The sequence below is a fragment of the Stenotrophobium rhamnosiphilum genome (genome assembly GCF_003052265.1).
GTDB lineage: Bacteria > Pseudomonadota > Gammaproteobacteria > Nevskiales > Nevskiaceae > Stenotrophobium > Stenotrophobium rhamnosiphilum.
The window spans coordinates 23036-48168 of the sequence record NZ_QANS01000007.1 but is presented as its reverse complement, the minus strand read 5'-3'; the positions used below and the strand labels follow the sequence as shown (position 1 = coordinate 48168).

29 protein-coding genes are annotated in these 25133 nt (G+C 54.8%); 17 read left to right on the top strand and 12 right to left on the bottom strand.

Translation table 11 applies throughout. The features are described from left to right. Window positions 1-64: 64 nt before the first annotated feature. The 4 genes from CJD38_RS16160 to CJD38_RS16145 all read left to right on the top strand — a co-directional run bounded on the left by CJD38_RS16160 (window position 65) and on the right by CJD38_RS16145 (window position 4629). Window positions 65-856 carry a TetR/AcrR family transcriptional regulator gene (locus CJD38_RS16160; RefSeq protein ID WP_107941420.1) on the top strand — a complete coding sequence of 264 codons (792 nt, stop codon included), beginning with the start codon at window positions 65-67 and terminating at the stop codon, window positions 854-856. 119 nt (window positions 857-975) lie between these two features. Further along, window positions 976-2823, top strand: coding sequence for a DUF1302 domain-containing protein (locus CJD38_RS16155; protein ID WP_107941419.1), 1848 nt, complete (start codon window positions 976-978; stop codon window positions 2821-2823). A 78-nt stretch (window positions 2824-2901) separates the two neighbouring features. After that, the gene (locus CJD38_RS16150; protein WP_107941418.1) at window positions 2902-4266 is read left to right on the top strand and encodes a DUF1329 domain-containing protein; all 1365 of its coding nucleotides are present in this window, start codon (window positions 2902-2904) and stop codon (window positions 4264-4266) included. 81 nt (window positions 4267-4347) lie between these two features. Further along, window positions 4348-4629, top strand: coding sequence for a hypothetical protein (locus tag CJD38_RS16145; RefSeq protein ID WP_107941417.1), 282 nt, complete (start codon window positions 4348-4350; stop codon window positions 4627-4629). Here the strand turns inward: CJD38_RS16145 and msrA are convergent. The 3 genes from msrA to CJD38_RS16130 form a co-directional block, all read right to left on the bottom strand. Continuing rightward, on the bottom strand, window positions 4626-5252 hold the full coding sequence (gene msrA, locus CJD38_RS16140) for a peptide-methionine (S)-S-oxide reductase MsrA (protein ID WP_107941416.1): 627 nt from the start codon (window positions 5250-5252) through the stop codon (window positions 4626-4628). The genes CJD38_RS16145 and msrA overlap by 4 nt on opposite strands. A 22-nt stretch (window positions 5253-5274) precedes the next feature. Continuing rightward, the gene (locus tag CJD38_RS16135) at window positions 5275-6234 is read right to left on the bottom strand and encodes a beta-ketoacyl-ACP synthase III (protein ID WP_107941415.1); all 960 of its coding nucleotides are present in this window, start codon (window positions 6232-6234) and stop codon (window positions 5275-5277) included. Between the two features lie 69 nt (window positions 6235-6303). Next, the gene (locus CJD38_RS16130) at window positions 6304-6513 is read right to left on the bottom strand and encodes a SlyX family protein (RefSeq protein ID WP_107941414.1); all 210 of its coding nucleotides are present in this window, start codon (window positions 6511-6513) and stop codon (window positions 6304-6306) included. Window positions 6514-6588: 75 nt separating this feature from the next. On the opposite strand from CJD38_RS16130, the gene arfB reads away from it, so the two are divergent. Beyond that, window positions 6589-7002 carry an alternative ribosome rescue aminoacyl-tRNA hydrolase ArfB gene (arfB, locus tag CJD38_RS16125; protein WP_107941413.1) on the top strand — a complete coding sequence of 138 codons (414 nt, stop codon included), beginning with the start codon at window positions 6589-6591 and terminating at the stop codon, window positions 7000-7002. A 182-nt stretch (window positions 7003-7184) separates the two neighbouring features. Beyond that, window positions 7185-7991 carry an acyl-CoA thioesterase gene (locus tag CJD38_RS16120; protein WP_107941412.1) on the top strand — a complete coding sequence of 269 codons (807 nt, stop codon included), beginning with the start codon at window positions 7185-7187 and terminating at the stop codon, window positions 7989-7991. Between the two features lie 6 nt (window positions 7992-7997). Here CJD38_RS16120 and CJD38_RS16115 read toward each other — a convergent pair whose 3' ends face one another. Together CJD38_RS16115 and CJD38_RS16110 are read right to left on the bottom strand one after the other, a co-directional pair. Then, a complete protein-coding gene (locus CJD38_RS16115; RefSeq protein WP_107941411.1) occupies window positions 7998-9026 on the bottom strand; it encodes a hypothetical protein in 1029 nt (342 codons plus the stop codon). Between the two features lie 102 nt (window positions 9027-9128). After that, window positions 9129-10025: an alpha/beta hydrolase family protein gene (locus CJD38_RS16110; protein WP_206363039.1), complete on the bottom strand. Its 897-nt coding sequence runs from the start codon at window positions 10023-10025 to the stop codon at window positions 9129-9131. Window positions 10026-10151: 126 nt separating this feature from the next. On the opposite strand from CJD38_RS16110, the gene CJD38_RS18725 reads away from it, so the two are divergent. The 3 genes from CJD38_RS18725 (at window position 10152) to CJD38_RS18590 (ending at window position 10832) form a co-directional block, all read left to right on the top strand. Continuing rightward, window positions 10152-10322, top strand: a complete 171-nt coding sequence (locus CJD38_RS18725) for a hypothetical protein (RefSeq protein WP_240783687.1) — start codon at window positions 10152-10154, stop codon at window positions 10320-10322. After that, a complete protein-coding gene (locus CJD38_RS18955) occupies window positions 10250-10405 on the top strand; it encodes a DUF4404 family protein (protein ID WP_366511350.1) in 156 nt (51 codons plus the stop codon). The genes CJD38_RS18725 and CJD38_RS18955 overlap by 73 nt, the downstream gene beginning before the upstream one ends. A gap of 76 nt (window positions 10406-10481) precedes the next feature. After that, window positions 10482-10832: a hypothetical protein gene (locus tag CJD38_RS18590; RefSeq protein ID WP_206363038.1), complete on the top strand. Its 351-nt coding sequence runs from the start codon at window positions 10482-10484 to the stop codon at window positions 10830-10832. Between the two features lie 24 nt (window positions 10833-10856). On the opposite strand, the gene CJD38_RS16095 is transcribed toward CJD38_RS18590, so the two are convergent. After that, window positions 10857-12050 (bottom strand): MFS transporter, encoded by a 1194-nt coding sequence (locus CJD38_RS16095; RefSeq protein WP_107941408.1) that lies wholly within the window; start codon window positions 12048-12050, stop codon window positions 10857-10859. A gap of 94 nt (window positions 12051-12144) precedes the next feature. Further along, complete coding sequence (locus CJD38_RS16090) at window positions 12145-12681, bottom strand: hypothetical protein (protein WP_107941407.1); 537 nt, start codon at window positions 12679-12681, stop codon at window positions 12145-12147. 173 nt (window positions 12682-12854) lie between these two features. On the opposite strand from CJD38_RS16090, the gene CJD38_RS16085 reads away from it, so the two are divergent. After that, a complete protein-coding gene (locus CJD38_RS16085) occupies window positions 12855-13313 on the top strand; it encodes a flavodoxin family protein (RefSeq protein WP_107941406.1) in 459 nt (152 codons plus the stop codon). 480 nt (window positions 13314-13793) lie between these two features. Beyond that, window positions 13794-16181 (top strand): DUF1631 family protein, encoded by a 2388-nt coding sequence (locus CJD38_RS16080; RefSeq protein ID WP_161554267.1) that lies wholly within the window; start codon window positions 13794-13796, stop codon window positions 16179-16181. Here CJD38_RS16080 and CJD38_RS16075 read toward each other — a convergent pair. Both CJD38_RS16075 and CJD38_RS16070 read right to left on the bottom strand, forming a co-directional pair. After that, window positions 16178-17047: a DUF4382 domain-containing protein gene (locus CJD38_RS16075; protein ID WP_107941404.1), complete on the bottom strand. Its 870-nt coding sequence runs from the start codon at window positions 17045-17047 to the stop codon at window positions 16178-16180. The genes CJD38_RS16080 and CJD38_RS16075 overlap by 4 nt on opposite strands. Before the next feature lie 96 nt (window positions 17048-17143). Further along, window positions 17144-18031, bottom strand: a complete 888-nt coding sequence (locus tag CJD38_RS16070; protein ID WP_107941403.1) for an alpha/beta fold hydrolase — start codon at window positions 18029-18031, stop codon at window positions 17144-17146. 135 nt (window positions 18032-18166) lie between these two features. Between CJD38_RS16070 and CJD38_RS16065 the strand changes: the two genes are divergently transcribed. Beyond that, window positions 18167-18646: an SET domain-containing protein gene (locus CJD38_RS16065; RefSeq protein ID WP_107941402.1), complete on the top strand. Its 480-nt coding sequence runs from the start codon at window positions 18167-18169 to the stop codon at window positions 18644-18646. A gap of 44 nt (window positions 18647-18690) precedes the next feature. On the opposite strand, the gene CJD38_RS16060 is transcribed toward CJD38_RS16065, so the two are convergent. After that, on the bottom strand, window positions 18691-19107 hold the full coding sequence (locus tag CJD38_RS16060) for a hypothetical protein (protein WP_107941401.1): 417 nt from the start codon (window positions 19105-19107) through the stop codon (window positions 18691-18693). A 110-nt stretch (window positions 19108-19217) separates the two neighbouring features. On the opposite strand from CJD38_RS16060, the gene CJD38_RS16055 reads away from it, so the two are divergent. Next, a complete protein-coding gene (locus CJD38_RS16055) occupies window positions 19218-19985 on the top strand; it encodes an SDR family NAD(P)-dependent oxidoreductase (RefSeq protein WP_107941400.1) in 768 nt (255 codons plus the stop codon). A 68-nt stretch (window positions 19986-20053) separates the two neighbouring features. Here CJD38_RS16055 and CJD38_RS16050 read toward each other — a convergent pair whose 3' ends face one another. After that, window positions 20054-20266, bottom strand: a complete 213-nt coding sequence (locus tag CJD38_RS16050; protein ID WP_107941399.1) for a cold-shock protein — start codon at window positions 20264-20266, stop codon at window positions 20054-20056. Window positions 20267-20524: 258 nt separating this feature from the next. Between CJD38_RS16050 and CJD38_RS16045 the strand changes: the two genes are divergently transcribed. Together CJD38_RS16045 and gloA are read left to right on the top strand one after the other, a co-directional pair. Beyond that, on the top strand, window positions 20525-21574 hold the full coding sequence (locus CJD38_RS16045) for a saccharopine dehydrogenase family protein (RefSeq protein ID WP_107941398.1): 1050 nt from the start codon (window positions 20525-20527) through the stop codon (window positions 21572-21574). A 12-nt stretch (window positions 21575-21586) separates the two neighbouring features. Further along, window positions 21587-21973 (top strand): lactoylglutathione lyase, encoded by a 387-nt coding sequence (gloA, locus tag CJD38_RS16040; RefSeq protein WP_107941397.1) that lies wholly within the window; start codon window positions 21587-21589, stop codon window positions 21971-21973. Here gloA and CJD38_RS16035 read toward each other — a convergent pair. Next, on the bottom strand, window positions 21970-22950 hold the full coding sequence (locus tag CJD38_RS16035) for a hydrolase (protein ID WP_107941396.1): 981 nt from the start codon (window positions 22948-22950) through the stop codon (window positions 21970-21972). The two genes, gloA and CJD38_RS16035, sit on opposite strands and share 4 nt — an antisense overlap. Before the next feature lie 319 nt (window positions 22951-23269). Between CJD38_RS16035 and CJD38_RS16030 the strand changes: the two genes are divergently transcribed. Both CJD38_RS16030 and hpf read left to right on the top strand, forming a co-directional pair. Further along, window positions 23270-24730: an RNA polymerase factor sigma-54 gene (locus CJD38_RS16030; RefSeq protein ID WP_107941395.1), complete on the top strand. Its 1461-nt coding sequence runs from the start codon at window positions 23270-23272 to the stop codon at window positions 24728-24730. 28 nt (window positions 24731-24758) lie between these two features. After that, complete coding sequence (hpf, locus tag CJD38_RS16025) at window positions 24759-25082, top strand: ribosome hibernation-promoting factor, HPF/YfiA family (RefSeq protein WP_107941394.1); 324 nt, start codon at window positions 24759-24761, stop codon at window positions 25080-25082. Window positions 25083-25133 lie beyond the last annotated feature (51 nt).

Here is a 25133-nt window from a genome sequence, read left to right as displayed (position 1 = left end):
TATTAGAACTACGAATTACGTTATTGTCAATGGGCAGCAAACAGGCCTCACTTAAGACGACGCAATGAATAAAGCAGTAACAAAGAAGCGCGGCATCATCGACAGCAAACCGCTCTCAGCGGTCAAGCTGGGACGCGGCCGCGCCCCACGCGCCAAGACGCTTCAAGACGCAAAAGACGCGCTCTATAAAGAGCACATCATGGAAGTGGCTGAACGCATTTTTGCTGAGCAGGGCTTCAACAACGCCAAGATGCAGGACATCGCGTCGGAAGCCGGAATTTCGCTGGGCCGCCTGTACCTTTCCTATCCAGGTAAGTCTGATTTACATCGCAGCCTTTTGATCGCACGCGACAGCCAGATGCTCAATGCCGTCCTCGCCAAAGGGCAGGATTCGCTGCAGGCGCCGTCTACTATAGAAGAAGTACTTTTCTTCAATGAAACGCACTTACACTTCTTATTACAACATCCCAACTATCTGCGTATGCAACTGCAGGAAGGCCATGCTTGGTATCACCAAGCCGCGCAACCCACGCGCGAAGAGCAGGTGATGTGGGACCGCGGTTTGCTCGTGCTCAAAACATTGTTTACCTGGGGCATCAGCCAAGGCTTTTTCAGTCCCGCGCCTGTAGAGCATCAAGGCCGCATGTTGCTCGCACTGCAACAAACACGACTCGCCAACTGGGTGATGGACGGCATGAAGGCCACACACGAATCCGTCGTCCTCGGCATACAAGCTGATTTCATTCGCCTGTTCTGCAAACCAGAAATGGCTGCGAAGTTGCTGTCGCCTGATGGCGCTGGCTTGAGCGATAAAACAATTAAACGCATCAGAGCACTGGATAAGAAACCAAGCTGATCTTTACCAAACAAAATATGTGGGGAGCAGCGAAAGCTGCTGCTGTGAAGTAAAAGGGCACCTCGAAAAGAGGGCTATATAAGCACGACAAAGTGCACATGCAGCAAAGGAGAGAGAAGATGAGAACGCGTATTCGCAGAAGGGATTTTGCGCATCAGATTCTTGGGTGTGCAATGGCAATCGGGGCAGTTGTACTACCTTGCGCAGCACACGCCGGCTCGATGGAGCTCGGTGATCTCAAGACTGAATTCAAGCTAACCTTGAACTACGGTCTTGGCATGCGATTGAAAGATCCAGACGAACGTCTGATCAATGGCCCGCTCGATCCTTTTGAATTGCATCTGGAACAGGCTGCAGCTGGTGCTGGTTTCACGCACACCGGCCTCTCCACCACCGTCAATCAAGACGACGGCAATCGCAACTTCAGAAAATACGATCTCACCAATAATCGCCTAAGCACGCTGGCTGAATTGCACTTCAGCTATGAAAACTATGGTGCCGTGATTGCTGGCGATGGCTTCTACGACTTTGTCTATCACCGCGGAAATGCCAACGACTCACCGGACACCGTCAACAAGACCGGCCCACACAACGAGTTCAGCGCTGGCGCGCGTCGTTACGACGGCGGTCGCGCACGCTTGCTCGACGCTTATCTCTACGGCAACTGGACCATTAACGATGATCTACTGCTAGATGTGCGTGCCGGCAATCAGATGGTGGCTTGGGGTGAAAGTCTGTTCTTCCCCGGCGTGTCCAGCGCACAGTCAACGGCCGATGCCACCAAGGCATTCACGCCCGGCGTCGAGATCAAACAGATTTTGCTGCCAACACCGCAGGTCTCGTTCAATCTGGCCATCGGCACAGATTGGAGCGTGATGGGCTATTACAAGTTTGCGTTCAAGCCCAATGAAATCTTTCCAGTCGGCGATTTTCTTTCGCCTACCGACAGCGTTGGCCCGGGCGCAGAATTCTCCTACGGCTCACTCAATCCACTGGAGTTAAAAAGCTGCCCGGGACTACTCGGCCCTGTTGATCTATGTCAGCTAGGCTTTGGCCTTGGCGGACCGATCTTCAACGCGCCACGCACCATCAACATTCCATACAAAGGCAAGCTGCCGACCAGCCGCTTCGGCCAATACGGCCTCGGCCTCAAGTATCAAGTCACACCATCGACAACGCTGGGCTTCTACGCCTTGCGTTATCACGACCCAAATCCATCGGTTAAACAGCACTCCGGTTTCCCAGTGATTGGTGATCTGGCCGGCGTTCCGCTGACGACGCAAGTCTTCAATGAACCGACACCGGACTACTATCAGGTGAAACACTTCGACGGCATCAGGATGTTGTCGACAAGCTTCTCCACCGTCTTGGGTCCGTTCAACGTCGCGGGTGAAGTCAGCTATCGCAATGGCGCAGCGATTGCCGTGCAGGCGCTGGAACTGGGCACGGTCAATCCGGTGTTCTCGCGCGGCAATACGATATCCGCGCAGACATCGGCGATCTACGCCGCCAACCCACATCTCTGGTTTGATGATCTGGCACTGGTCGGCGAAGCAGGTTATCTGCGTGTACTCAGCGCAGAAAAGTTTGGCGCGCAGCCGGGCATCGTTCCGGTTGGCGAAGGCAACACCTTGTTCTACGACCGCACCGCCTACGCATTTCAACTGCTCGCCATTCCCACCAAGCGCAACATCGTCGGTGGCTGGGACATGTCCACGCCGATCACATTCGGCTGGCTGGTCAAAGGCAATCCTTCAATCCCGGGCGCCTTTGGTGCGCTCTATGGCGAAGGTGATATGCGTCTGAGCGTGATGGCCAACTTCCAGTATCTGCAGAATCTGCAGATCGGCGTTGGCTATAACAAATTCTTCGGCGACCCCGGAAAGAATATTGGCGATAGTTTCCTGAAACAAAATCCTTATGCAGATCGCGACAACATTGCGATCAACATCAAGTATTCGATCTAAGCCGCAAGAACTGCGAACAACATCTGGAACACCAGCCGCTGCGTTTTCTGACGCAGCGCGAATGAGGAGAATGAAGTAATGAAATTCAGCTCGCTACTCACCGGCACTGCAGCACTTGCCGTCTTACTTGTCAGCCATCAGGCCAGCGCCAAAGTCTCGGCTGAAAAAGCCGCAGAACTTGATGGCCCCAAGTACACCTGCATCGGCGCCGAACGCGCAGGCTCAGCCACCGGCATTCCGGAATACACCGGAAAATATGTTGGCACTTGGCCGGGCGTGAAGAACCCTTACGGCTATGACCCCGGTCCTTACGCTGCTGAAAAGCCACTGTTCTCGATCACCGCAGAGAACATGTCGAAGTACGCGAGCAAACTCACGGACGGACAGAAAGCGCTTTTCATCAAATATCCGAAAGGCTATCGCATGGATGTCTATCCATCGCATCGCGACTTCAAGGATTACGACGTCATCTGCGATCGCACCAAGAAAAACGCGGTGACTTCCGAAGTCATTGACGATGGTCGTGGCGTCACCGGCACCGGCGGCGGCATTCCTTTTCCGTTTCCGCAGAGCGGCCTTGAAGCAATCTGGAACGTAGCCAACGCTGGTCGTACGTGGACGCAATCTGCAATCTGCGACATTGCCGATGTCTACGGCAACGGCACCATCGCTTGGGGTCGCAACAAATTCCAAGTGCTCACAGCCACGAATGATTTGAAGAAGCCCGCGCAGTACACCGATCGCATCAACTCGCACTTCTACTCAGGCTATCTGCTGCCAGAACGTGACAAAGGTTTTATCGCTGTCGGTTATCAGCCGAACAACTTTGCCAAAGAAGGCACGATGTCTTGGCAATATTTGCCGGGCACTCGTCGCGTGCGCCAAGCACCAGAAGTAGGCTTTGATTATCCGGTGCCACCTGCAGGCTTGCGCACGGTGGATGATGACTACGGCTTCAACGGCTCTCCAGAGCGCTACACCTGGAAACTCGTCGGCAAGAAAGAACTTTATCTGCCGTACAACAACTTCCGCACCAACGATCCAGCTGTGAAGTACAAGGATTTGATCAAGCCCGGCACCATCAACCCCGATTACGTGCGCTATGAACTGCGCCGCGTATGGGTTCTGGAAGGCACGCTGAAATCCGGCGTTCGTCACATCTACGCCAAGCGCGTGATGTACGCGGATGAAGATAGCTGGCTTGCTCTAATGGCCGACAACTACGATGGCCGCGGCAAGCTGTGGCGCATCTCGCTGATCACTTATTTCTACTCGCAGGAATCAAAGAGCTGGAATCGTGGCGCATCGGTTTATCACGATCTGACTTCAGGCGCGTATGAAGCAGGCTATCTGGTCAACGAGAGTACAAGCTGGTGGCGCCTCAACACGCCAATGAATCCGGCGCAGTTCTCGCCAGCCGCCGCACAACAAGCAGGTCATTGATCCAAAGTTGTAGACCGCATACCGAGTCGAGTACTGTCTGAGCAGAACACTCAGGCAGTACTCGCGCTTCGGGAATAGCAATTGAACTACCTTATTGGCGTCGGCGGTGTAGCGCTCTTTCAAGCTCTCGTTTCCTACGGCACCATGCTGGCCGGTACAGGCAACGGATCATTTGTTGGCTTGGGCGCAATGCTATTCGCCATCATGGGAATCCCCACAACGGCATTCCTGAATTTTATTTTCATGTACGAGAATCGCAAGCATCCAGAGCGGCCTTATCGCCTGCGAATGTTTTTGGTTTCAGCTGTGCTTCCGCTGATTCAGCTCGTACTGTTTGTTCTGGTCAAACTCTACCGCATCTAGCGTTTGAGTTGCTCACCAAAATACGCGCGCAGCTTTTCCAATTTGGGCATCGCAACCGCTGCGATGTAACCCTGCTGCGGATGCAAGGCTGCATAATTTTGGTGATAAGCCTCAGCCTCAAAAAATTCGCTCAAAGACTCCAAGCGCGTGACGATGGGTGATTTGAAAACACCTGCTGCATCAAGCTGCTGGATATAAGCTTCCGCCACACGCTTCTGCTCGTCATCGGAATAGAAAATCGCAGAACGATATTGTGGGCCGATATCGTTGCCCTGACGATTGAGTTGTGTCGGATCATGCGCAACTGAGAAGAATATTTTCAGCAAACGACCGAAAGTAATTTTAGACGGGTCGTAAGCAATCTGAATCACTTCAGCGTGCTCGGTGCGGCCCGTGCAAACCATCTCGTAATCTGCGGTCGCTGCGGTGCCACCGGAATAGCCGGAGACCACTTCCAGCACGCCTTCCAATTCGCGGTAGACGACTTCCACACACCAGAAGCAACCGCCTGCAAGCACAGCCAAAGCCTTGCCAGATGCGGGAGCGAGCGCAGCATCATTCACTGCATCAGGAAAATCCCGCGGGCTAATTTTTAAGCTACCGCCAAACAGTGAGCCGACCATGTCTTACTCCTGTAACCAATTCTTACCAACGCAACAACACAGAACCCCAAGTCATACCGCCACCCACACCTTGCAGCATGACTAATTGGCCATCTTTGATACGCCCGTCGCGAACGGCCGTGTCGAGCGCAAGTGGCACTGATGCCGCTGAGGTATTGCCATGGCGCGCAACCGTCGTCACCACGCGCTCCGGCGGCAAGCCCAGCTTATTGGCGATGGAATTGATGATGCGCAGATTAGCTTGGTGTGGGATGTACCAATCCAGTTGCGAGGCCTCAACGTTGTTGTGTGTGAGCGCTTCGCGCGCGCACTCATCAAGCACGCGCACCGCCAGCTTGAACACTGCGGCACCATCCATTTCCAAAAATGGATTGCCGCGCACTTTGCCTTCGGCGATTCCGCCTGCAACGCGCAGGATATGACCGTGACTGCCATCGGAGTGCAGATGGCTGGAATAAATTCCGGGCTCGTCAGATGCCTTGATCACCACCGCGCCCGCACCATCACCAAACAACACGCAGGTGCGACGATCATTCCAATCGAGCAAGCGCGAGAACACTTCGGCACCAACCACCAGCGCGCATTTGTGTGCGCCGCTGGCGATGAATTTATCGGCAGTGGCGAGCGCGTAGATGAAGCCGGTGCAAACGGCCTGCACATCAAACGCTGCGCCTTTCTTCACGCCGAGCTTGGCTTGCAGCAAGCAAGCGGTCGACGGGAACACCATGTCTGGCGTAGTGGTTGCGACAACAATCAGATCGATGTCATCGGCAGTGACGCCCGCTGACTCCATCGCGCGACGTCCCGCCTGCAACGCGAGATCGCTGGTCAGTTCATCGTCAGCCGCCACATGACGTGCTTCGATACCCGTACGCGACACGATCCACTCGTCGGTGGTTTCGATGCGAGTCTGCAACTCTTGGTTGGTAACTACTCGATCTGGCAGATAACTGCCGGTGCCAATAATTTTTGAATATTTCATAGTCCCTCCAGCTTATTCCCGTCGTCCTGACGCTGAATCAGCCGTATGCGTTAGACACAAGCCGCGCGCTTAATAATGTGGCGGCACTTCATCTGCGAACGAGCCTTTGACAGCGCCTTCAGCACTGCCACGCGCGATGCGTTCGGCGAGCTGGCGGCAAGCCATCTTGAGCTGGTCAATTTCATTCTGCTGTCGCGTCACCACTTCATTCAGCACGCGCAGTGTTTCTTCTTGATATGCGATTTTGGTTTCGCATTCCATTAGTCGGGATTCAATCATCGGGGCTCTTCCATTTCAGCCTCAACCGGCTAGGGGCGTAGTATTCCGCAAAATCACTTCTCGCATCGTGTTTCCATGTTGGTCATCACACCCCGCCTCAGCATTTCCTTGGACGAAGTTGAGTTCACTGCCGTGCGCTCACAAGGCGCAGGCGGCCAAAACGTCAACAAGACCTCGACGGCTGCGCATTTGCGCTTCGATATCCGCGCGTCGTCGCTGCCGGACGATTGCAAAGAGCGGCTGCTGACTCAGCGCGATCAGCGCATCAACAACGATGGCGTGATCGTGATCAAAGCGCAGGCCTCGCGCAGCCTTGAACAGAACCGCAATGATGCACTAGAGCGTCTGCAAGAATTGATTGCACGCGCAGCGGTTGTGCCACGCAAACGCAAAGTGACCAAACCGACACGCGCTTCCAAGATGAAGCGGCTTGATGGCAAGACCAAACGCGGCGCACTTAAAGCAAGTCGACGTGATCTTGGGGATTGATCCACACACTACAAAGATTGTTTTTAATAAACAAACTTAGATTTATATGTAAATGTTTAATAACAACACAAAACCGTCACCCCATACGCCGTACATTTGCCTTGCAGTGCTCACTTTGTCGACGATTCAGTATCGTCGGCTTTGAGTGCCGCATAGTTCTTACTACTTGGATGTCCCTCCCCATGAGCAACACCACTGGATTTACGCCACTGCTAACGCAGTCGCGCGTCGATGGCGATTCACTCGTTTTTAACGTTAGCGAAGACTGGACACAGGGCCGCACCGCTTTTGGCGGATTGCAGGCTGCAATGGCGCTGACGGCGATGCGCAAACTCGTGCCTGCACATATTCCGCTGCGCGTTTTGCAGGTCACGTTTATTGGTCCCGTTCTCGTCGGCGATGTCACCGTGCAAGCTCGCGTGCTGCGCACCGGCAAGTCGGTGACGCATGCAGAAGCGCGCCTGATTTCTGGCGGCGAAACCGGTTGCCTCGTCGTTGGTGTTTTCGGCAGCGAACGTGAGTCGAGTCTTAAAGTCGACAACACCGTCTATCCAGAACTGCCGTCCGCAGAAAGCCTGAAGAACATGCCTTTATTTCCTGGCATCACGCCGCGCTTTCTTGAACATTGCGCACTGCGTTGGGCTCGCGGCACACCGCCCTTCAGCGGCGCCAGCGAAGCACATACCGGCATCTACATTCGATTGGATGAACCGGTAAGCAGCGAAGCGCATATGGTCGCGCTGTGCGACATCATCCCTACGCCTGCACTGTCGATGCTGAAGAGACCAGCACCGGCCAGCTCACTGACGTGGACGCTGGAATTGCTGCGCAACGATTACAACGAGACCAGCGCCGAACCGGGCTGGTGGCTGATGGATGCGGAAGTTACGCGCGGCGAAGGCGGCTACTTGAGCCAGACCGCGCTGCTGTGGGATGCACAGCGACGCCCTGTCGCGCTCAGTCGTCAGACCGTGACGGTTTTCGCTTAATCGAGATCAGCGCGCGTCTAAAACGGCGCGCGCTGCATCCGACTGATAGAAGCGCGCCAGATTGCGGCGAATCACCGGCTCAATCATTTTCTTCTTGTTGAGTGCCTTGATCACCGGCGGCGCAAAGCGCATCGCTTCACGCATCATCATGCTGCGATCAATGCCAAGATCATCCAGCAGCTCAGACAAGCTGGCGTCGCCATACTTGTCAAAGAACGCATCAATGCCTGCGCCAATCATCACGCGATAGAAGCTGGTGCCACGCAACGTGCGCCAGAACTCGTAGGCGGTGACAAAGCCTTCTTCGACATCAAGACTGCTGATGTCTTCGCGTAGCGATGCGATTTTCAGCGGTTTGATGCGCAACCAGAATTCATGGGCCAAATCGCGCAGCGTTTCGTCGTCGGCATATTTGAGCAGCAAGCCAGCGCTGCCTTTTGAAGTCGCTTTAACGCTCTGACCAATATATTTCTTGAGACCATCTTCGATTGACGCTTCGAGATTTGGCGTGGCCTTGCTCATCACGGCCTTGCCCAGCTTCATCATCGAGCCAGCGCCGGGAATATTGCGGGTGACGGCGTTCTGCGCGAGATAGCCCTTGATGCCGTTGTACAGAAGATCTGACGCGAAGCTGACGTAGAGCGGGCTTGCGACTGCCTCGTGCACAATTTTTTCGCGCAGAGATTTGAGCTCCAGCACCTTGTCGGCGATGTCGCTGAAATGCTCGTCGCTCAACAAATCACCAAAACTGGTTTTCTCATGCGCATCGTGCGCATACAAAGCGCGTGCAACATCACCAACCAATTCAGGAATACCAGCACCCAGCTCAAGGTCTGCTGCATAAGCCAGCGCAACATCCTTGATCATCTTGCGCGTCACGCAATCATTGAGCTTCAACTTTTTAGCATTGACCAGCAAAGCATCGAGCTCACCTTCAATCAGCGGCTGTAAAGCCTCGCCACTGATTTGGTCAAGAATGAAATGAACATGCGCATCGAGTAATGCGTCGGCAACGGAAGTCTTGGATGCGGTCACGGTTTAATCCTGCGTCAGTTATGTCTCCACATTACGCGAATGTACGCGCAACGCATTGACCGTAATTCAACATCAATTGGCGGCTCAGCCAAAGTACGGTGGCTATCGAATATTCAGCAACCCGCGTACCGCCGTCTGTACTTTTGGCCACACAGGCTTCAACGGCAACGCCGGCTCAAAATGACCGACGCCGGGAAGCTCCGTTAAAACGACAGAATCACCTGCCGCTTTTGCCGCTGCCGCATAGATGGAAGTCGAACCAATGGATACCACTGAATCCTGCTCACCTTGAATCAATCGCTGCGGCACACCCAAAGGTAGCAATGCCCGCGGTGAGGTTTGCGCATACCGCAGCGGAACCTCTTTGGCCGACCCGTTCAACAAATCGTCCACGGCAGCATTACAACTACCAGGCATGCCGATCCGATAAGTCTCCAGATCAGTGATCGGGGAAAGCCCAATCACACCGGATAGCGCGAATGGATGCGGCGTATAGAGCGTGCTGCTGCGGGGCAATTTATGTCGCGCGGCCAGCCAAAGCGCGAGTTGCCCTCCGGAAGAGTGGCCCACTGCAATCACACGTTTGAGATCGAGAGATTTCGTTTTGGCCAGCACTGGCAAATAGTCCAACGCTTTTGCGACGTCCTGAAAGGTGCCGGGCCAGCCGCCGCCTTCGTCGTCCACACGCCGATATTCGATGGTCCAAGTCGCGATACCCATCTTTGTCAGAGCAGCCGCCATATGCGTCATATAGCCGCGATCAAAGTCCGACAGCCAGCATCCACCATGAATCAATACAGCGACTGGAAATGGCCCCTGTCCACTTGGCATCCGCAATTCACCGAACTGCAGTGGCAGTGATCCATAGGCCATTTGCTCTCCAGCAGATGGCAGTGGCATCTGCTCGACATCGCTCCATGACAGTACCGATGCTCCAGCCGGGACATGACAGAGCGCAGCACTCAATAGCGTTACAAGGAGAAAAATTCGCAAGCGCATGCTGACCTTCTGATCAATTCACTTTCAACCATACGCCGTAGTTGCGAACTTGGATGTGACTGCTACGGGCTGCTGCACAGAATGTCTGCGTGAGCTAGCATGAGGTCAGCCCACCGGAGATTAATCATGAACAAGGTAGAGCTACGTGAAACACTGGAGAGTCTGCGCAGCGACCTCGACAGCTTGAAGTTCCACGAGCCGCAATCTCGCGACCGCGTGCAGCGATTGAGCGCCAGATCGAAAACGCCGACGACGCTGATGGCAACGCCTCAGTGCGCAACGAGATCTCAGGTGTGATCACTCAATTTGAGAGTGAACATCCAACACTCGCCAGCACTTTGGGGCAAATCGCAACAAGCCTCAGTAGCATGGGTATTTAAATCGACTGCTGCTAGGCACTAGCGCCGTACAGCGTTAGTGCTATTCTCAAATCTCATTTGCCACGTGGAGTCACGCATGAGCACTCGCACCAAGCTTGAATCGCAGATCAAGAATGTCCGCAAACGCCTCACCGCCCAGACCAACAAAAGCAAGAAACAAGTCGCTTTGCTGCGCGCAAAAGCTGCTGACGCTGCTTTGAATTGGGTGATCTCGCATGAAGATCGCATCGATGCATTCCGCTCATCCGTCAAAGGCACACCGGTTGCCAAAGCGCTCGACGCGCTGATTGATGTGCTGAAGAAAAACAGCTCAAAACCCGCTGCACGTCGCAAACCGGCCGCCAAGAAAAAGGCCGCGCCGAAGAAAAAAGTTGCCGCTAAAAAAGCCGTGAAGAAAGCGGTCAAAAAGACTGCGCGTCGCCGCTAAAACACCCGCATGATCGCGCCCGGCTTATACCGGGCGCGCGTTTTTAGTGCGCAGGATCATCAGGCCGCAGAAACCCACGCAACCAATCGCGCCCGATATCCACAACACGTGCGCGCCCCAGGAATCGAGCATGAGTCCGAAGGCAATCGGCGCGAGCGCTTGAACGACGCGTGACGGTGCTTCCAACAAACCTGCACGACGGCCAAAGCCTGCTGATCCGAACAAAGCCAGCGGCAATGTTCCTTTCACAATCGTCATCAGCCCAACACTGGCGCCATGCAGCGCAGTAAAGACAACGGCAACTGGCGCACCAAATACAAACAGTAAAAAAGCGCCAAGGGGATGGAGCGACACTGCAATGCGTCCTGCAATCAGCGGATGTACACGATGCAAAAATCCCGCGTCAGCCAATCGCGCCACCACCTGTGAGACGCCTAGCAATGCAGCAGCAGCCACCGCCGCGGTCGGCGTGCAGCCAGCAGCTTGCAACACCCGTGGCAGATGCGCGGCCATCGCTGCGAAGATAAAACCGTTGCAGGTGAACGTCGCCGCGAGAATCCACAGCGTTGTGTTTGAGGGCGCAGCGACAGGCTGAACTGTTTCGGTCGCATCAGGATGTATCGCCACCGGCTTAACGCGAGGCACCAGAAAAGCATGGATGCCCATGCCGACCGTGAGATGCAATACAGCCCAAACAGCACAAGCCACACGCCAGCCAAAATGCGCGTCGAGTGCGGCAGTCAGCGGCCAACTCACAGAGCTCGCAAAACCGCCGATCAAGGTAACGCCGACAATGGAACGGCGCGCTTCCAAACGATAAAGACTGACCAGCGTTGAGAACGCCGCATCATATAAACCCATCGGCATCGCAGCGCCGATCAATAACCAACCAGCGATCATGCTCACCGGCCCTTGCGATACCGCCAAGGTGGTTAAACCTGCGGCGAACACCGCGTTGGAGAACAGCAATACTTTGCCGCCGCCATGACGATCGATGCGTGCGCCGACCCAAGGGCCGAGTAGTGCAGCAACGAGTAGTGCCGCTGAAAATGCGGCGTAAATCCAAACAGGGTTAAGACCAAGTCCCGCCGCCATCGGCCGAGCAATAATTGCCAGCAAGTAATAGCTGGAGCCCCAAGCCAACATCTGTCCAAAACCGACCGCCGTCACCACGCGAGCACGCGAAGGCTGAGGGGCAGGATTGTTGGAAGAGGTCATGCGCAGATTTTCGCATGTAGCACAGCGATATGCTGGACCCAATGGAAAGGGCCAGCCGCATAACGCGACTGGCCCGAATCAAACAACAGAAACGTTAGAAGCTGTAACGCAGACCCGCTTCAACGCGATCGTCATCACCACCCTGCAGCGCAGCGTTAACCGCGAAGTTCTTGTTGATGTGATACAGACCGCCGACGCGTGCCGAGGTCAGGTTCTCGCCATCGATGCGGATGTAACGCAGTTCAGGATTCAATTCCCATTGGCCAGGCACGATGTCCCAACGCACGCCAGCGCGCAGGCCTAAGCCCGTGTTGCTGTCGCCGGCACCGGTGAAGTGCTCAACGGATGCGCCAGCGGTGAAGTCCAAGTCGTTGTTGATTGGGGCGTGATACTGCAAGCCAGCAGTGAACTGGTCATATGAACTTACGTTGTCATATTCGCCGAACACACCAATGTTCGGTGCGATATCAAATGCACCTGCGAGACGGAAACCGCCTTCATCGGACAAATCATTGTCGCGATGCAAGTAACCACCCTCGACATAGTTGTAATCAAAAGCCGAAGCAACAAACGGCATGAAAGACATTGCTGCAGCAGCGACCAGGGCGACACGGAGATGCTTGGGTTTCATTTTGAATCCTCTTTAATAAGATAAATCTTGCAACGGGCCATTTGCATGAACCGCCACCTAAGTGATGCATCGCGGCAGGACCAAATCGGATCCGGCATGCCTCAACGTGAGCAGACTTTGCACGTCTAGAACTGAACCTCAACTGAACAACGCGTCTGCACTACACTTTGCGCATGAAAAATCTCTTGCTGATTTACAGCAGCCAAACAGGGCACACCGAAGCGATGATGCAAGCGGTGCGCGATGGCGTTGCAGAATTTTCTGAAGACATTGAATTGCGCTGCTTACGCGCACTCGACGCGGGCCTTGATGATTTGTTGTGGGCACAAGGCTTATTGATCGGCACACCAGAAAATTTTGGTTACATGTCTGGTGCCGTCAAAGATTTTTTGGATCGCACTTATTACCCTGCCCAAGGCAAAGTTACCGGCCTGCCCTACGCCGTATTCGTCAACGCTGAAAACGACGGCACGGGTGCCGTGAGTGCGATTGAGCGCATTGCCATTGGTTACGGCTGGAGCAAAGTCGCTGACGCCATCATTGTTAAAGGCGCACTGGATGATGCAACTCGCAAGCGTTGCATTGAGCTAGGACAAACACTGGCGGCGGGACTAGCGTGCGGCGTGTTTTGAATTCATCACGGGCACAAAAAATCGCTGAAGTCGGCTAACGCAATCGCGCTGGCTCTCCATGCTTGTTTTTAATTATCGAACTTAATGTGCGCTGCTTTGCGCAGATCGCCCCAAAAGGTCGGAAATACCTGTTGTTCTGATGCTACCAATCAGCTGTAAATAAAATGTAGGAATTGGCTTCAAAGCCTGTAGTTATAAGGCTCTGCCACATAGCTGGCTGTATCGCCCGTAGATCGTTTTTGTCTAATAAATGACGAGTTGATCATTTACATTGCCAAGGACCTATCAGATCGCTATCTTTCCTATCAATGACTTCTGTGACTTACCTCACACTTTTAGAAGGCCAAAAAACACCCGGCCGGCGGCACAAGCTGCACGGACCAGACGACTTGGGAATGGAAGCAGCTCAGGCAGCTTCAAACGCAGCAATGCGCATGCGGAAAAACGGTAGATGGAGCAGGGACGCCAATGTTAGGTAGTGTGACCTCGTTATTTCAGAAGCAGCCGGCAGCTGCGGCCCAAGCGCAGTCTGCGCCGGGCCCGCTAGCCAAGCTTTTGAAGCAACAGACCACCGACGTCCTCCATGTGCAGATCAAGGCCATGTTCGACTGCGCCGACGACACCCTGTTTGACTGGGCACGTCGCGCCATTGGCGAGGAACAGCATCGCTGCATGAGCCTGATGCGCGTTTTGCGCGTACGCAAACCCGATGTTGTCGAGCACTTCTTCAAAGCGTTTGCTGCGCAGTTTGATCAGCCCAGCAAGCGCAAAAAACCCAGCAAATACAAATTCGACGGCGAGCTGTCGATGCAGCCGACGGAAGAGCTGGAAGAGTCCATCGCGCTGACCAATATGACGGCACGCGCCGAAGGCCTGTTCCGCGATCAGTTGTTTGAACTGAGCCGCCGCCTCGAATGGGCCTCTGACCACCGCCACGAGCACGTTCCTTGTTTTGTGATGGAACCACTGGCGATTAGCGAAGCCTTCCTTGAGGCCTCGCGCACCATTGAAATGGAAATTGAATCTCGCCTTGTTGTGCTCAAGCTGTTTGAGCGCACCGTGATGATTCAACTCGGCGAACTCTACAACCGCCTGCTCAGCGCGCTAGACGAAAACGGCATCCAAGCTGCGTCGACCATGCAGGGGCCGGCCGCTGGCGAAGAGCCAACGAAAGAAAACGCTTTTCAGTCATCGCAGATGAGCAGCATGCTCAGTGCGCTCGGCGCGGTTGCGCATCCGCAGGGATCACCCTTCTCGGGCGTCAGCGGCGCAAACGGCAATGCATCAAGTGGTTATTTCGCAACGCCGAATGGCCATGCTGGCGCTAATGGGGCCAATGGCGTCGGTGGCGCAATGGGCGCTGGCAATCACGCAGGTTTTGCGCCGCCTCAGGGCGCTGGCTTCGCGCCTCCTGGTGCCGGCTTTGCACCTCCGGGCGCAGGCTTTGGCGCACCCGGTGCAGGTTTCGGTGGTAACGTCGGCGCTGCATACGGCGGCAACATAGGCATGAATGCCGGCATGGGCCCAGATCATTACGGCAGCGTTCCACCGGGCGCGTACCCCGGCGGCCCAATGCCAATGCGTGCGCCAATTGGCGCCTATGGTCTACCGCTCCCCGCTGGCTATGCCTCGTATGCGGGTTACACCGATGCGAGCTTGGCGTCTGAACTGTCTGAGCGTCTGTCTGCTTGGGTGCAGAAGCCACAAGCCAACCAACTCCAAGAACCGATTGCACAGCGCGCCGATTTGATTGGCCGCATGTTTGATGGTTTCCAGAATGATGCCGCGCTGCCTGATTCGATCAAGCCGACGCTGGAGACGCTGCGCTTTCCTGTACTGAAAGCAGCATTGTCTGATCCAAGCTTTATTAGCAACACGCATCATCCGCTGCGCACCTTGCTGCACGATTTGGCCACAACCGCCAGCAGTGCACGCACTTCGCCGCATGATCCAACCGCGAGCTTGAATGCGCTCTCGGAAGCCATGGCGCCACTGTTGACGCCAGATGCGCCTGTCGTTCGTGCAAACATCGAAAAGCCTACGCCTGTATCCGAAGACGATGTTCAAGCCTTCCTCGGACACATGGACGAAGAGGCAGCTACGCGTCGCAAAACCATTGTTCAGCGCGGCATGCAGCGCGTTGATGAAGAACTACAGCGCGTCACGGAAGCACGTGAGTTGCTCGCGACGGCTGAGTTGTTGATTGACCGTGCGCTGCGCCCGTTCCTCGGCTTAACGCTGCTACGTCATAGCATCGCCAGCCCGCTGTGGGCACAGTCACTGAATCTTGCTGAGCGCGTGATTCGCAGCGTTGATTTGATTCGCGCAGCAGAGCTTTCCAACACCGATCGATCGCAAGTGCGTGACGATCTGGAAGACGCGCTGGTGCTTGAGCGCATGCCGCGCGAACGCAATGAAGAAGCCGTTTCCAGCTTGCGTGCGCTGCATGATGAGATCGAAGCTTATCTCGAACAGAAAGCACCGGCACCGCAAAAAGTTGCTCCGAATCCGCAGCGCGAAACTGCGCGCAATAAGCCCCTGCGTGATTACTTAACGCTGGGTGCGTGGTTCCGCATCTATAACCGCAAGAACGATGAAACGCATTGGATGCGCCTGCTTGAGCATGAGCGCGACGTCGACTTCATCGTCTTCGGCGGCTTTGATGCCGACAACAAACTGCTGATTCCACCTTTGGAATTCGAAGAAGATTTGATCAATGGCCGCTCAGAGCCATTGGATCCGCCGCCCGCTTTCGAGACGGCACTGAACGCACATCGTCGCAAGATTACTGATGTAGCGACCGATGCGATTCAGGCGGCTAAAGACAAAATCGAGTCTCAGACTGAAGAAGCTCCGCGCGCTGTTTAAAGCGTGAAGTCGATTTCTGCCTGCACACCGGTCTGCACGCTCTTGTTCACCGCACCCGTCAGCGTGATATCTCCGCTGTCATCAGCGCTATCCTCATCTGCTGAACAGGTCGCAGCAACGGTGTAATTGCCAGGCGGCAAGAACGATACAAAGTACTTGTACTTGCTATCGGCGCTGTCGAGATAAATCCGCGTACTGGCATATGGTGGATTGGCGCTGCCTTCATCGCCCGCCGTGGCATTACTGCCCTTATAGACATACACCGCTGGCGCACAGCCGCTAGCGCCTGCTCCTGTCACCGTTCCGACAATGCTGCCGCTCTTATCGGCATTCACTAAGCGCAAAGCAGGCTTGAGCTGATAGTCGGTTTCGCCAGTTGCCGGATCACGCACGGATTTACGCAGATCAAAATCAATCACGTAGTTCTGCGTCTCGTCTTTTTCTACCGAGAAGCCACCCGTAATCGTTAAGCCATCTTCATCTTCAGACGCCAAGACCAAAGGAATTTTGGTCGTTGGATCGCTCGTTAACGTGATGTATGAATCTGATCCATCGCCGCTCGCATTCACCAACAGCTTTATTGAATCGTAGCTGCCGTCACGCATTTTCTTGCCGCTGATCAGGGGCTCTGTATCTCCATCTCGGAGCGCTAACAGATCAATGCTGAGCGGCGTATCAAAGTCGACGGTAAACGCATCCGCGCCGGTCGGCTGAAAAGTGACGCCACTGACTTCCACTACCACCTTGCTGGCGCCATCGACTGGCGCGTCGGTGACATCCAGATTAACGCTGCCGGTACAGGCCGCGGCGCTGAGCGTCAGTGCGGCAAGCGCAGTTAGTTTGATCAGCACGGTGGATGGGTTCATCAGGTCAGCCCCAACATGAAACGAGTTATGAATGACATCTCAATCTGCTGCCCGTTCCCTTAGCCACAGATTTTGTGTTGCCCTAGCGTGTCGGGCTTAGGCGGCACTTTTTACATGCGACAAAATCATGCCCTGCAACTTTGGCAATAACTGCGGCGGCAAGTCGTGACCCATGCCTTGAATGATTTCCAACTTAGCGCCAGGGATGAATCGCGCGAGGTTATACGCCGCCGCCACGGGCACCAGCGGATCCTTGTCGCCGTGAATCACCAAGGTCGGCGCCGTGATCTTCGGCAACAGCGGCATGCGACTACCTGATGCGAGGATCGCCAGCGTCTGCCGCCCCAAGCCCTGCGGATAGCTCGCGCGATTAAATGCGCCTTCTACTTTCGCGCGCAGCGCTTCGGTCGACGTTGGATAAGCCGGGCTGCCAATCAAGCGCCAAGTCTCCATGCCATGGGCAATCAAAGATTCACGATCCAAGGTCTTGGGGCGTTTCACCAAGCGCTTCTGAATGCGCAGGCTCGGGCCCGGCAGGTTCTTATGACCGCTGCTCGACATGATCGAAACAAAACTGCGCACGCGCGCTGCGTGCTTGGCCGCAACAATCTGTCCAATCATGCCGCCCATCGAAATGCCAACGATATGTGCAGACGGAATCGACAAGGCATCGAGCAAGCCGACGGCATCTGCCGCCATGTCGTCGAGCTTGTATGGCGCTTTCACCGGCAGCCTCAACGTCGACAAAATGCCCGCACTCATCAACTTGGCTTTGCCAAGATGACCCAAGCGCGTTGAAAGGCCGACATCGCGATTGTCGTAGCGAATAACGTAGTAGCCGCCCTGCGCCAACGCAGTGCAAAAGTCGTCGGGCCACTGCGTTAACTGGCCACCCAAACCCATGATCAACAACAGCACAGGATCTTTGGCATTACCAAAAGTTTCGTATTCAAACTCAAGCCCGTTGGCACTGATTCGCGGCATCGTAAAACCCCCAATTGAACTGGGCGTGATTGTTGCATGACCGATTAGGAAGATGAACAAACACGATTAGCTGAATAAACCATTGCTTCCCAGCGCTACTTAGCGACAATGTGCGCCCCCAAGAGTCGTAAGCCTATGCCCAAGTCCATTATCGTCCGCCGCTCCGCCATTCACGGCAACGGCGTATTCGCCGCTCGCAACCTGCCTAAAGGTGAAGAACTCATCGAGTACCGCGGTCGCAGAATCACTCACAAGCAGGCAGACAAGCACGGCGCTGGCAGCCCAGAAAGCGGCCACACGTTTCTGTTTACGCTGAATGATAAATACGTAATCGACGGCGATAACGAAGGGAATGACGCACGCTGGATCAATCACAGCTGCACGCCCAACTGCCAGCCTTTCATGATCGAAGATGAAGGTGGCAATCTGGTCAAAGATCGCGTTGTCATTGAATCGCTTCGCCCAATCAAAGCCGGTGAAGAACTGACTTATGACTACGGCATCAAGCTGGAAGAACGCCACACGCCGCGTTTGAAGAAAATCTGGGAATGCCGTTGCGGCAAACCTAAATGCAGCGGCACGATGCTGAAGCCTAAACGCGGCGCCGCTAAATAATCAGTACTAGGGTGCGCGCGACGCGCACCCTATAGTTTTTAATCTTAAGCCCAGCCGCCAGCACGCAGGCTAGACAAGGCACGCTTTTCAACCACCGCGCCAATCAGTTCGGTGGCGACAAACACCCAAAGCACTACAGGTGCTTGGTGTACGACCAAGAAATAAATCAGCGCTGAGGCCACACCCAGTCGGCCCCAGATATCGGCGCGCACCAAGAAAGAATCCGGACGCATCAAACGGCAGCCGTTCCACAGGATGCCAAGAATGCCGGTGAGCACGCAGAACACCGAAGTCGTGAGTGGCAAAGGCACATAAGCCGAAGCATCACCCAACAAGCCGAACCCAGACAGCAGCAAAGCAGCGTATGCGTTTGAGATTTCAGGAATCGCCAGCGGCGCTGTCGCCAGCAGATCCACAAATGCCACAACACGCACCCAACCCTGCATTTTTGCCGACGTCATTACGCTCTCCGATTCTTGATGCCCGAGTTTAGCCGCATGTGCCCATGCGGCGCTAAACTGTCTGTATTGATGTGACCATTACAACGTCGAATTGTTCTGCGGAGTTTTCTATGCAAACACCACCTGTGGTTTTTGTGACTGGCGCCACCGCCGGATTTGGTCTGGCCATTACGCGTCGCTTTCTTGCTGACGGCTGCCGCATCGTGATCTGCGGACGTCGCGTGGATCGTCTCGATGCTCTGCAAAAAGAGCTGGGCGATTTAGTGCATGCAATTCCATTGGATGTGCGCGATCGCGAAGACGTTGAAGGCGCTATCGCCTCGCTACCACCCGCGTTTTCAGATATCGACATCCTCGTGAACAACGCGGGCCTCGCGCTAGGCACCTTGAGCGCAGCACATGCCGAGGTCGATGACTGGGATGTGATGGTCGATACCAACATCAAAGGCTTGATGTACTGCACGCACACGATTCTGCCCGGCATGATCGCGCGCGGCCGTGGGCATATCGTGAACATGGGCTCCGTCGCAGGAGAATTCGCTTATCCCGGCGGTAACGCTTACGGCGGCAGCAAAGCTTTTGTGCGTCAGTTCAGCAAAAATCTGCGCGCTGATCTGATCGGCACGCCAGTGCGTGTGACGTATGTCGCGCCCGGCTTATCAGGCGGCACTGAGTTTTCGCAGGTGCGCTTGAAAGGCGATGAGGCTAAAGCGGCGTCGGTGTATCAAGACACGCAGCCACTCTCCGCCGATGACATTGCTGACTCTGTGCATTGGGCGGCAACGCGTCCGGCTCACGTCAACATCAATGAAATTACGTTGATGCCGGTCTGTCAGGCACCAGGGCCGATGGCGGTACATCGGGGCGCCAAGAAGTAAGGCGCTACAAACAAGAAACCCAGCCGAAGCTGGGTTTCTTGTTTGACTCACCAACTAAGAACTAAATCTTAGAGAGGGCGAATCTGGCTGGCCTGCATGCCCTTAGGGCCGCGCGCGGCGACGAACTCAACGCGCTGACCTTCTTTCAAGGTCTTGAAGCCGGAAGACTGGATTTCGCGGAAATGCGCGAAAAGATCTTCACCGCCTGCTTCTGGAGTGATGAAACCGAAGCCTTTAGCTTCGTTGAACCACTTAACCGTACCGGTTGCTACTGCTGACATATAACGACATCCTTTCAAAAAGTTACGGGCAAAGCACCCGCTGGGATGCAAGCGATCAAGAAAGTTAGCCGGGACTGAAAACAGCACCGTCACGAGGACGGGCACAGATAAACCGCGGTGAAAGAACTGCTTGAAACAATTGCCGGGCGATAGTAACACTGAGCGACGTTGCCGTCGAATTTAGCGCGGCCAATCTTGACCCAAATGGTGCCCGCCCCTACCTTTGGCGCCCTCCACTTTAAAGACCTCGAGAATTCCATGAATTGGCTGATCTATGGCGCCAACGGCTACACCGGCGAACTTATCGCCCGCGAGGCCAAGTCCCGCGGCCTGACACCTATTCTTGCGGGTCGTAATGCCGCCAAAATCGCGGCCCTAGGCAAAGAGCTTGGCCTGGAACATCGCGTGTTCGACCTCGGCACCCCCACCGAAATCAGCAGCCATCTGGGCGGCGTTGGGTTGGTTCTGCACTGCGCAGGCCCCTTCTCGGCGACCAGCGCACCAATGATCGCAGCCTGCATTCAGGCCAAGGCGCATTACCTCGATATCGCTGGCGAGATCAGTGTGTTTGAACACGCGCAGGCGCAAAACGTGCCGGCGCGCCAAGCTGGCGTGGTGATTTGCCCGGGCGTCGGCTTTGACGTGATCCCGACCGATTGCATCGCCGCCATGCTCAAGCACGCGCTGCCTGACGCGACCAAGCTGACGCTGGGTTTTGACTCTCGCTCTGGCTTTTCGCCAGGCACCGCTAAAACTTCCGTTGAAGGTCTGGCACAAGGCGGCAAGATTCGTCGCAACGGCAAAATTGTTTCGGTGCCACTCGCCTACGAAGTTCGCAAAATTGATTTTGGTAATGGCGAAAAACTGGCGATGACGATTCCATGGGGCGACGTCTCCACGGCGTATCACAGCACCGGCATTCCGAATGTCGAAGTCTTTATTCCGGGCTCACCAAAACTGATCGCCAACGCCAAGCGCGCCAACCATATTCGCTGGCTGCTCGGCTTTGCGCCTGTGCAAGCTTTCCTCAAGAACCGCATTGGCAAAACTGTGAAAGGTCCCGACAGCGCAACACGCGACAAACTCACGACATATGTCTGGGGCGAAGTCAGCAACGCTAAAGGCGAGAAGAAAACCGCGCGGATCAAAACCGCGAATGGCTACAGCCTGACCATCACCGGCTCGCTGGCTATCACCGAATATTTGCTCAAGAACAATGTGCCCGGCGGCGCTTACACGCCGTCTAAATTACTCGGCGCAGATTTGATTACGCAGCTGCCCGGCTCCAGCGCTGTAACAATCAACTAATACGGAGTCACCATGAGAATCATGCACACGATGCTGCGCGTCGGCGATATGGATCGCGCGATCGGGTTTTATAACAACGTGCTCGACATGAAGTTGCTGCGCCGCAAAGATTATCCAGAAGGAAAATTCACGCTTGCCTTCCTCGGCCATCAAAGCGAAGACGACGGCGCCGTGCTGGAACTCACACACAACTGGGGCGTTGATCACTACGAAATCGGCACTGGCTATGGCCACATCGCGATTGAAGTGGATGACGCCTATGCCGCGTGTGAGCGCGTCAAACAACGTGGCGGCAAAGTCACGCGTGAAGCTGGCCCGATGAAACACGGCAGCACGGTGATTGCGTTTGTGGAAGATCCCGACGGTTACAAAATCGAGTTCATCCAGAAAAAGCACTAACGCTTTTGTAGTTCGCTCTGCAAAAAATCGACGAGGCGATGTTCCAGCCAATACACCGGCTGGCCCCAGCGTCCACTTGCAACAAACCCAACGTGTCCGCCACGTGGCGTTAGTTCCAATGCAACTTGCGGCGCAAGTGCTTCAGCGTTTGGAGTGATGGTGGGATCCATGAACGGATCATCAACCGAATGCACGATCAGCGTTGGGCGCCGAATCTCCGGAATGAACGGCGCGCACTCGCTGCGTGCGTAGTAATCCTCCGCATCGGCAAAACCATTCAGTGGCGCGGTGTAGGCGTTGTCCCACTCGATAAAATCTTGCGCAGCATCCGCAAGCTGTAAATTAATTTCTGCTGGCGCCGCAACTACTGCGTGCTTGCGCCACATTTGCACCTTGAGTTCGCGCAACATTTTGTTTTGATAGTTGCGTGCAAAGCCTTGGCGCAAAACATCAACGCAAGGCCGCAAACGAAACGGCACACTCGATGCCGCCGCACAATTCACCGGCGCTCGATCACCTTCTTCACCCATCGCTTTGAGCGTGATGTTGCCGCCTAACGACCAGCCGACCACAGCCAAAAAAGTATCCGGCTCGCGTGCACGCAACAGTTGCAGCAAATATCGCAGATCCGCCGTATCACCTTGGTGATACGACTTGCGCAGACGATTAGGCTCAGGCCCTGCACCGCGCAATTGCAGCATCACCGTGCGCCAACCTAGCGCGACCAACTTCTGTGCTGTGCCGCGCAGGTATTTGGAATCGAAGCTGCCGGTCAAGCCATGCACCAATACGGCAAGCGGCGCACCTGTCGCAACAGCACCGCTCCAACCCAGATCAACAAAATCCCCGTCTGGCAGCTCTAAGCGTTCGCGGCGAATTTCTAATATCGGCAAGGGACGCAGCAATGCCGGCCACAACGTCTGCAGATGCGAATTCTGCAAAAGCGCGTGGGCCTTGAAAGTAGCTTTCTTAGTCATTCAGGCGAAGGTTTGGTTGGAATTTGAAATGGCTGGTCGCGAAACCTAAGAGCCATTGAGATTCACTGCAACTATTGTTTACCCATAGTCGCCCGCAAGCTGTGTAAACAACAGCCTTTATCGCACCGCAACATAACAATGAAGATATTTTGAATTTAATTTTTCAAAATTTTCTCAAACAAAAAATTCAGCGTTTACAAAATATTGAAAGCAGATTGATCGATAAAGAGCTTTTGTCCTACGTTCTTTAGAGTTGTTATCAAAATTCGTGCCAGCATAGAATCGAGGCGTTCTTCACCCACCCCCTATTAGCAGCCCAATGAAGCAGTCCCTCGGCCTACGGATTGGCCAAAGCCTCGCGATGACACCAGCCTTGCAGCAGGCCATTCGCCTGTTGCAGCTGTCGAGTCTCGATCTCCAGCAGGAGATCCAGCAGGCACTGGACGCTAACGTGATGCTGGAGCGCGACGAGGACGATCTTCCCTCAGACGAACAAGCCCTTGGCGAACCTGTCGGCGAATCTTCCTCTGATGAGCCAATGCTTAAGGAAGTGGATGGTGCCGCTGAAATCTCTGAAGAGATGCCGGTCGATGCCGACTGGAGCGAGGTCTACGACGACTTTTCGCCGAGCAGCAAAAGCAATAGCGACGACGATGATCTGCAGGACTATCAGCGCGCCAATCAACACAACGCGACGAGCCTGCGCGAACACTTGATGGAGCAGTTGGATCTGGCTCCGCTGAATGATGTCGATCTACAAATCGCTGCCAATCTCGTAGACGCCGTCAATGACGACGGTTACCTAGAGGATTGGACTGATATCAGCGAGCGCCTTTGCGCAGAGCTCAAGGTCAAACGCGCGCACATTGAAGCGGTGTTGGCGCTGGTACAAAACTTTGATCCGCCCGGCATTGCTGCACGTGATCTCGGCGAGTGTTTGCACTTGCAGTTGCAACAGTTGGCGCCCGACACACCGGGGCTCGAAGCCGCGCTGCAATTGATCACCAAACATCTCGCGGTTTTGGGTCGGCGCGATGTGCAAGTGATTGCGAAAGCCACTGGCCTGAAGCACGACATCATCATTGAAGCACTGGCACTGATCCGCACGTTGCAACCACATCCTGGCCGCCCGTTTCAGCCGCATGAGAGCAACTACATTGCGCCAGATGTACATGTCAGCAAGCACAACGGCCGCTGGCGGGTTTCGTTAAACCCGGAACATTCGCCAAAACTGCGGGTCAATAGTTACTACCAAGGCTTCATTAAGAGGGCAGATACCTCTCGTGACCAGCTTATGCTGAAGCAACATTTGCAAGAAGCTCGCTACTTTATCAATAGCTTAGAAGCGCGCAACGAAACGCTTTTACGCGTTGCACAGTGCATAGTTGAAGAACAGCGCGCTTTCCTAGATTATGGAGACGAGGCAATGCGTCCGCTGGTGTTGCGAGACGTGTCCGAGCAGTTGGGGATTCATGAGTCCACTGTTTCAAGAGCTACCGCCAATAAGTTCATGCTCACGCCACGTGGGCTGTACGAACTCAAGTATTTCTTTTCCAGCCACGTCCAAACCACTCAAGGTGGCGTGTGCTCAGCTACAGCGATTCAGGCCATGATCAAACGCCTGATCGCGGGGGAAGATGTCACCAGCCCCCTTTCCGACTCGACCATCGCAGACATGCTTTTGAAAGAAGGCATTCAAGTTGCGCGTCGCACGGTCGCTAAATACAGGGAGGGCCTACACATCCCACCCTCACACGAGCGTAAACCCTCGCTGGCATAAGGCCGGCGAATCACAGAAGGAGGCATCGATGAATCTCAACATCTCCGGCCATCATCTCGACTTAACCCCGCCACTGCGCGAGTACGTCAAAGAAAAACTCAAGCGCGTAGAGCGACACTTCGATCACCTGATCAGTGCAGAAATCATTCTGACGGTCGAGAAGCTGCAGCAAAAGGCGGAAGCCACAATCCACGCCAGTGGCGCCAATCTTCATGCAGCAGCAGTGGCAGAAGACATGTACGCGGCCATCGACATGCTCAGCGACAAGCTCGATCAACAAACACGCAAGCACAAGGAAAAGCTGCGTGATCACCACAATCATGAGGCGCACAAGCGCATGGCTGTACAGTAAGATGTAGGTCTCAAGGGCCCGGTCGCAAGGCCGGGCCTTTTTTATTTAATT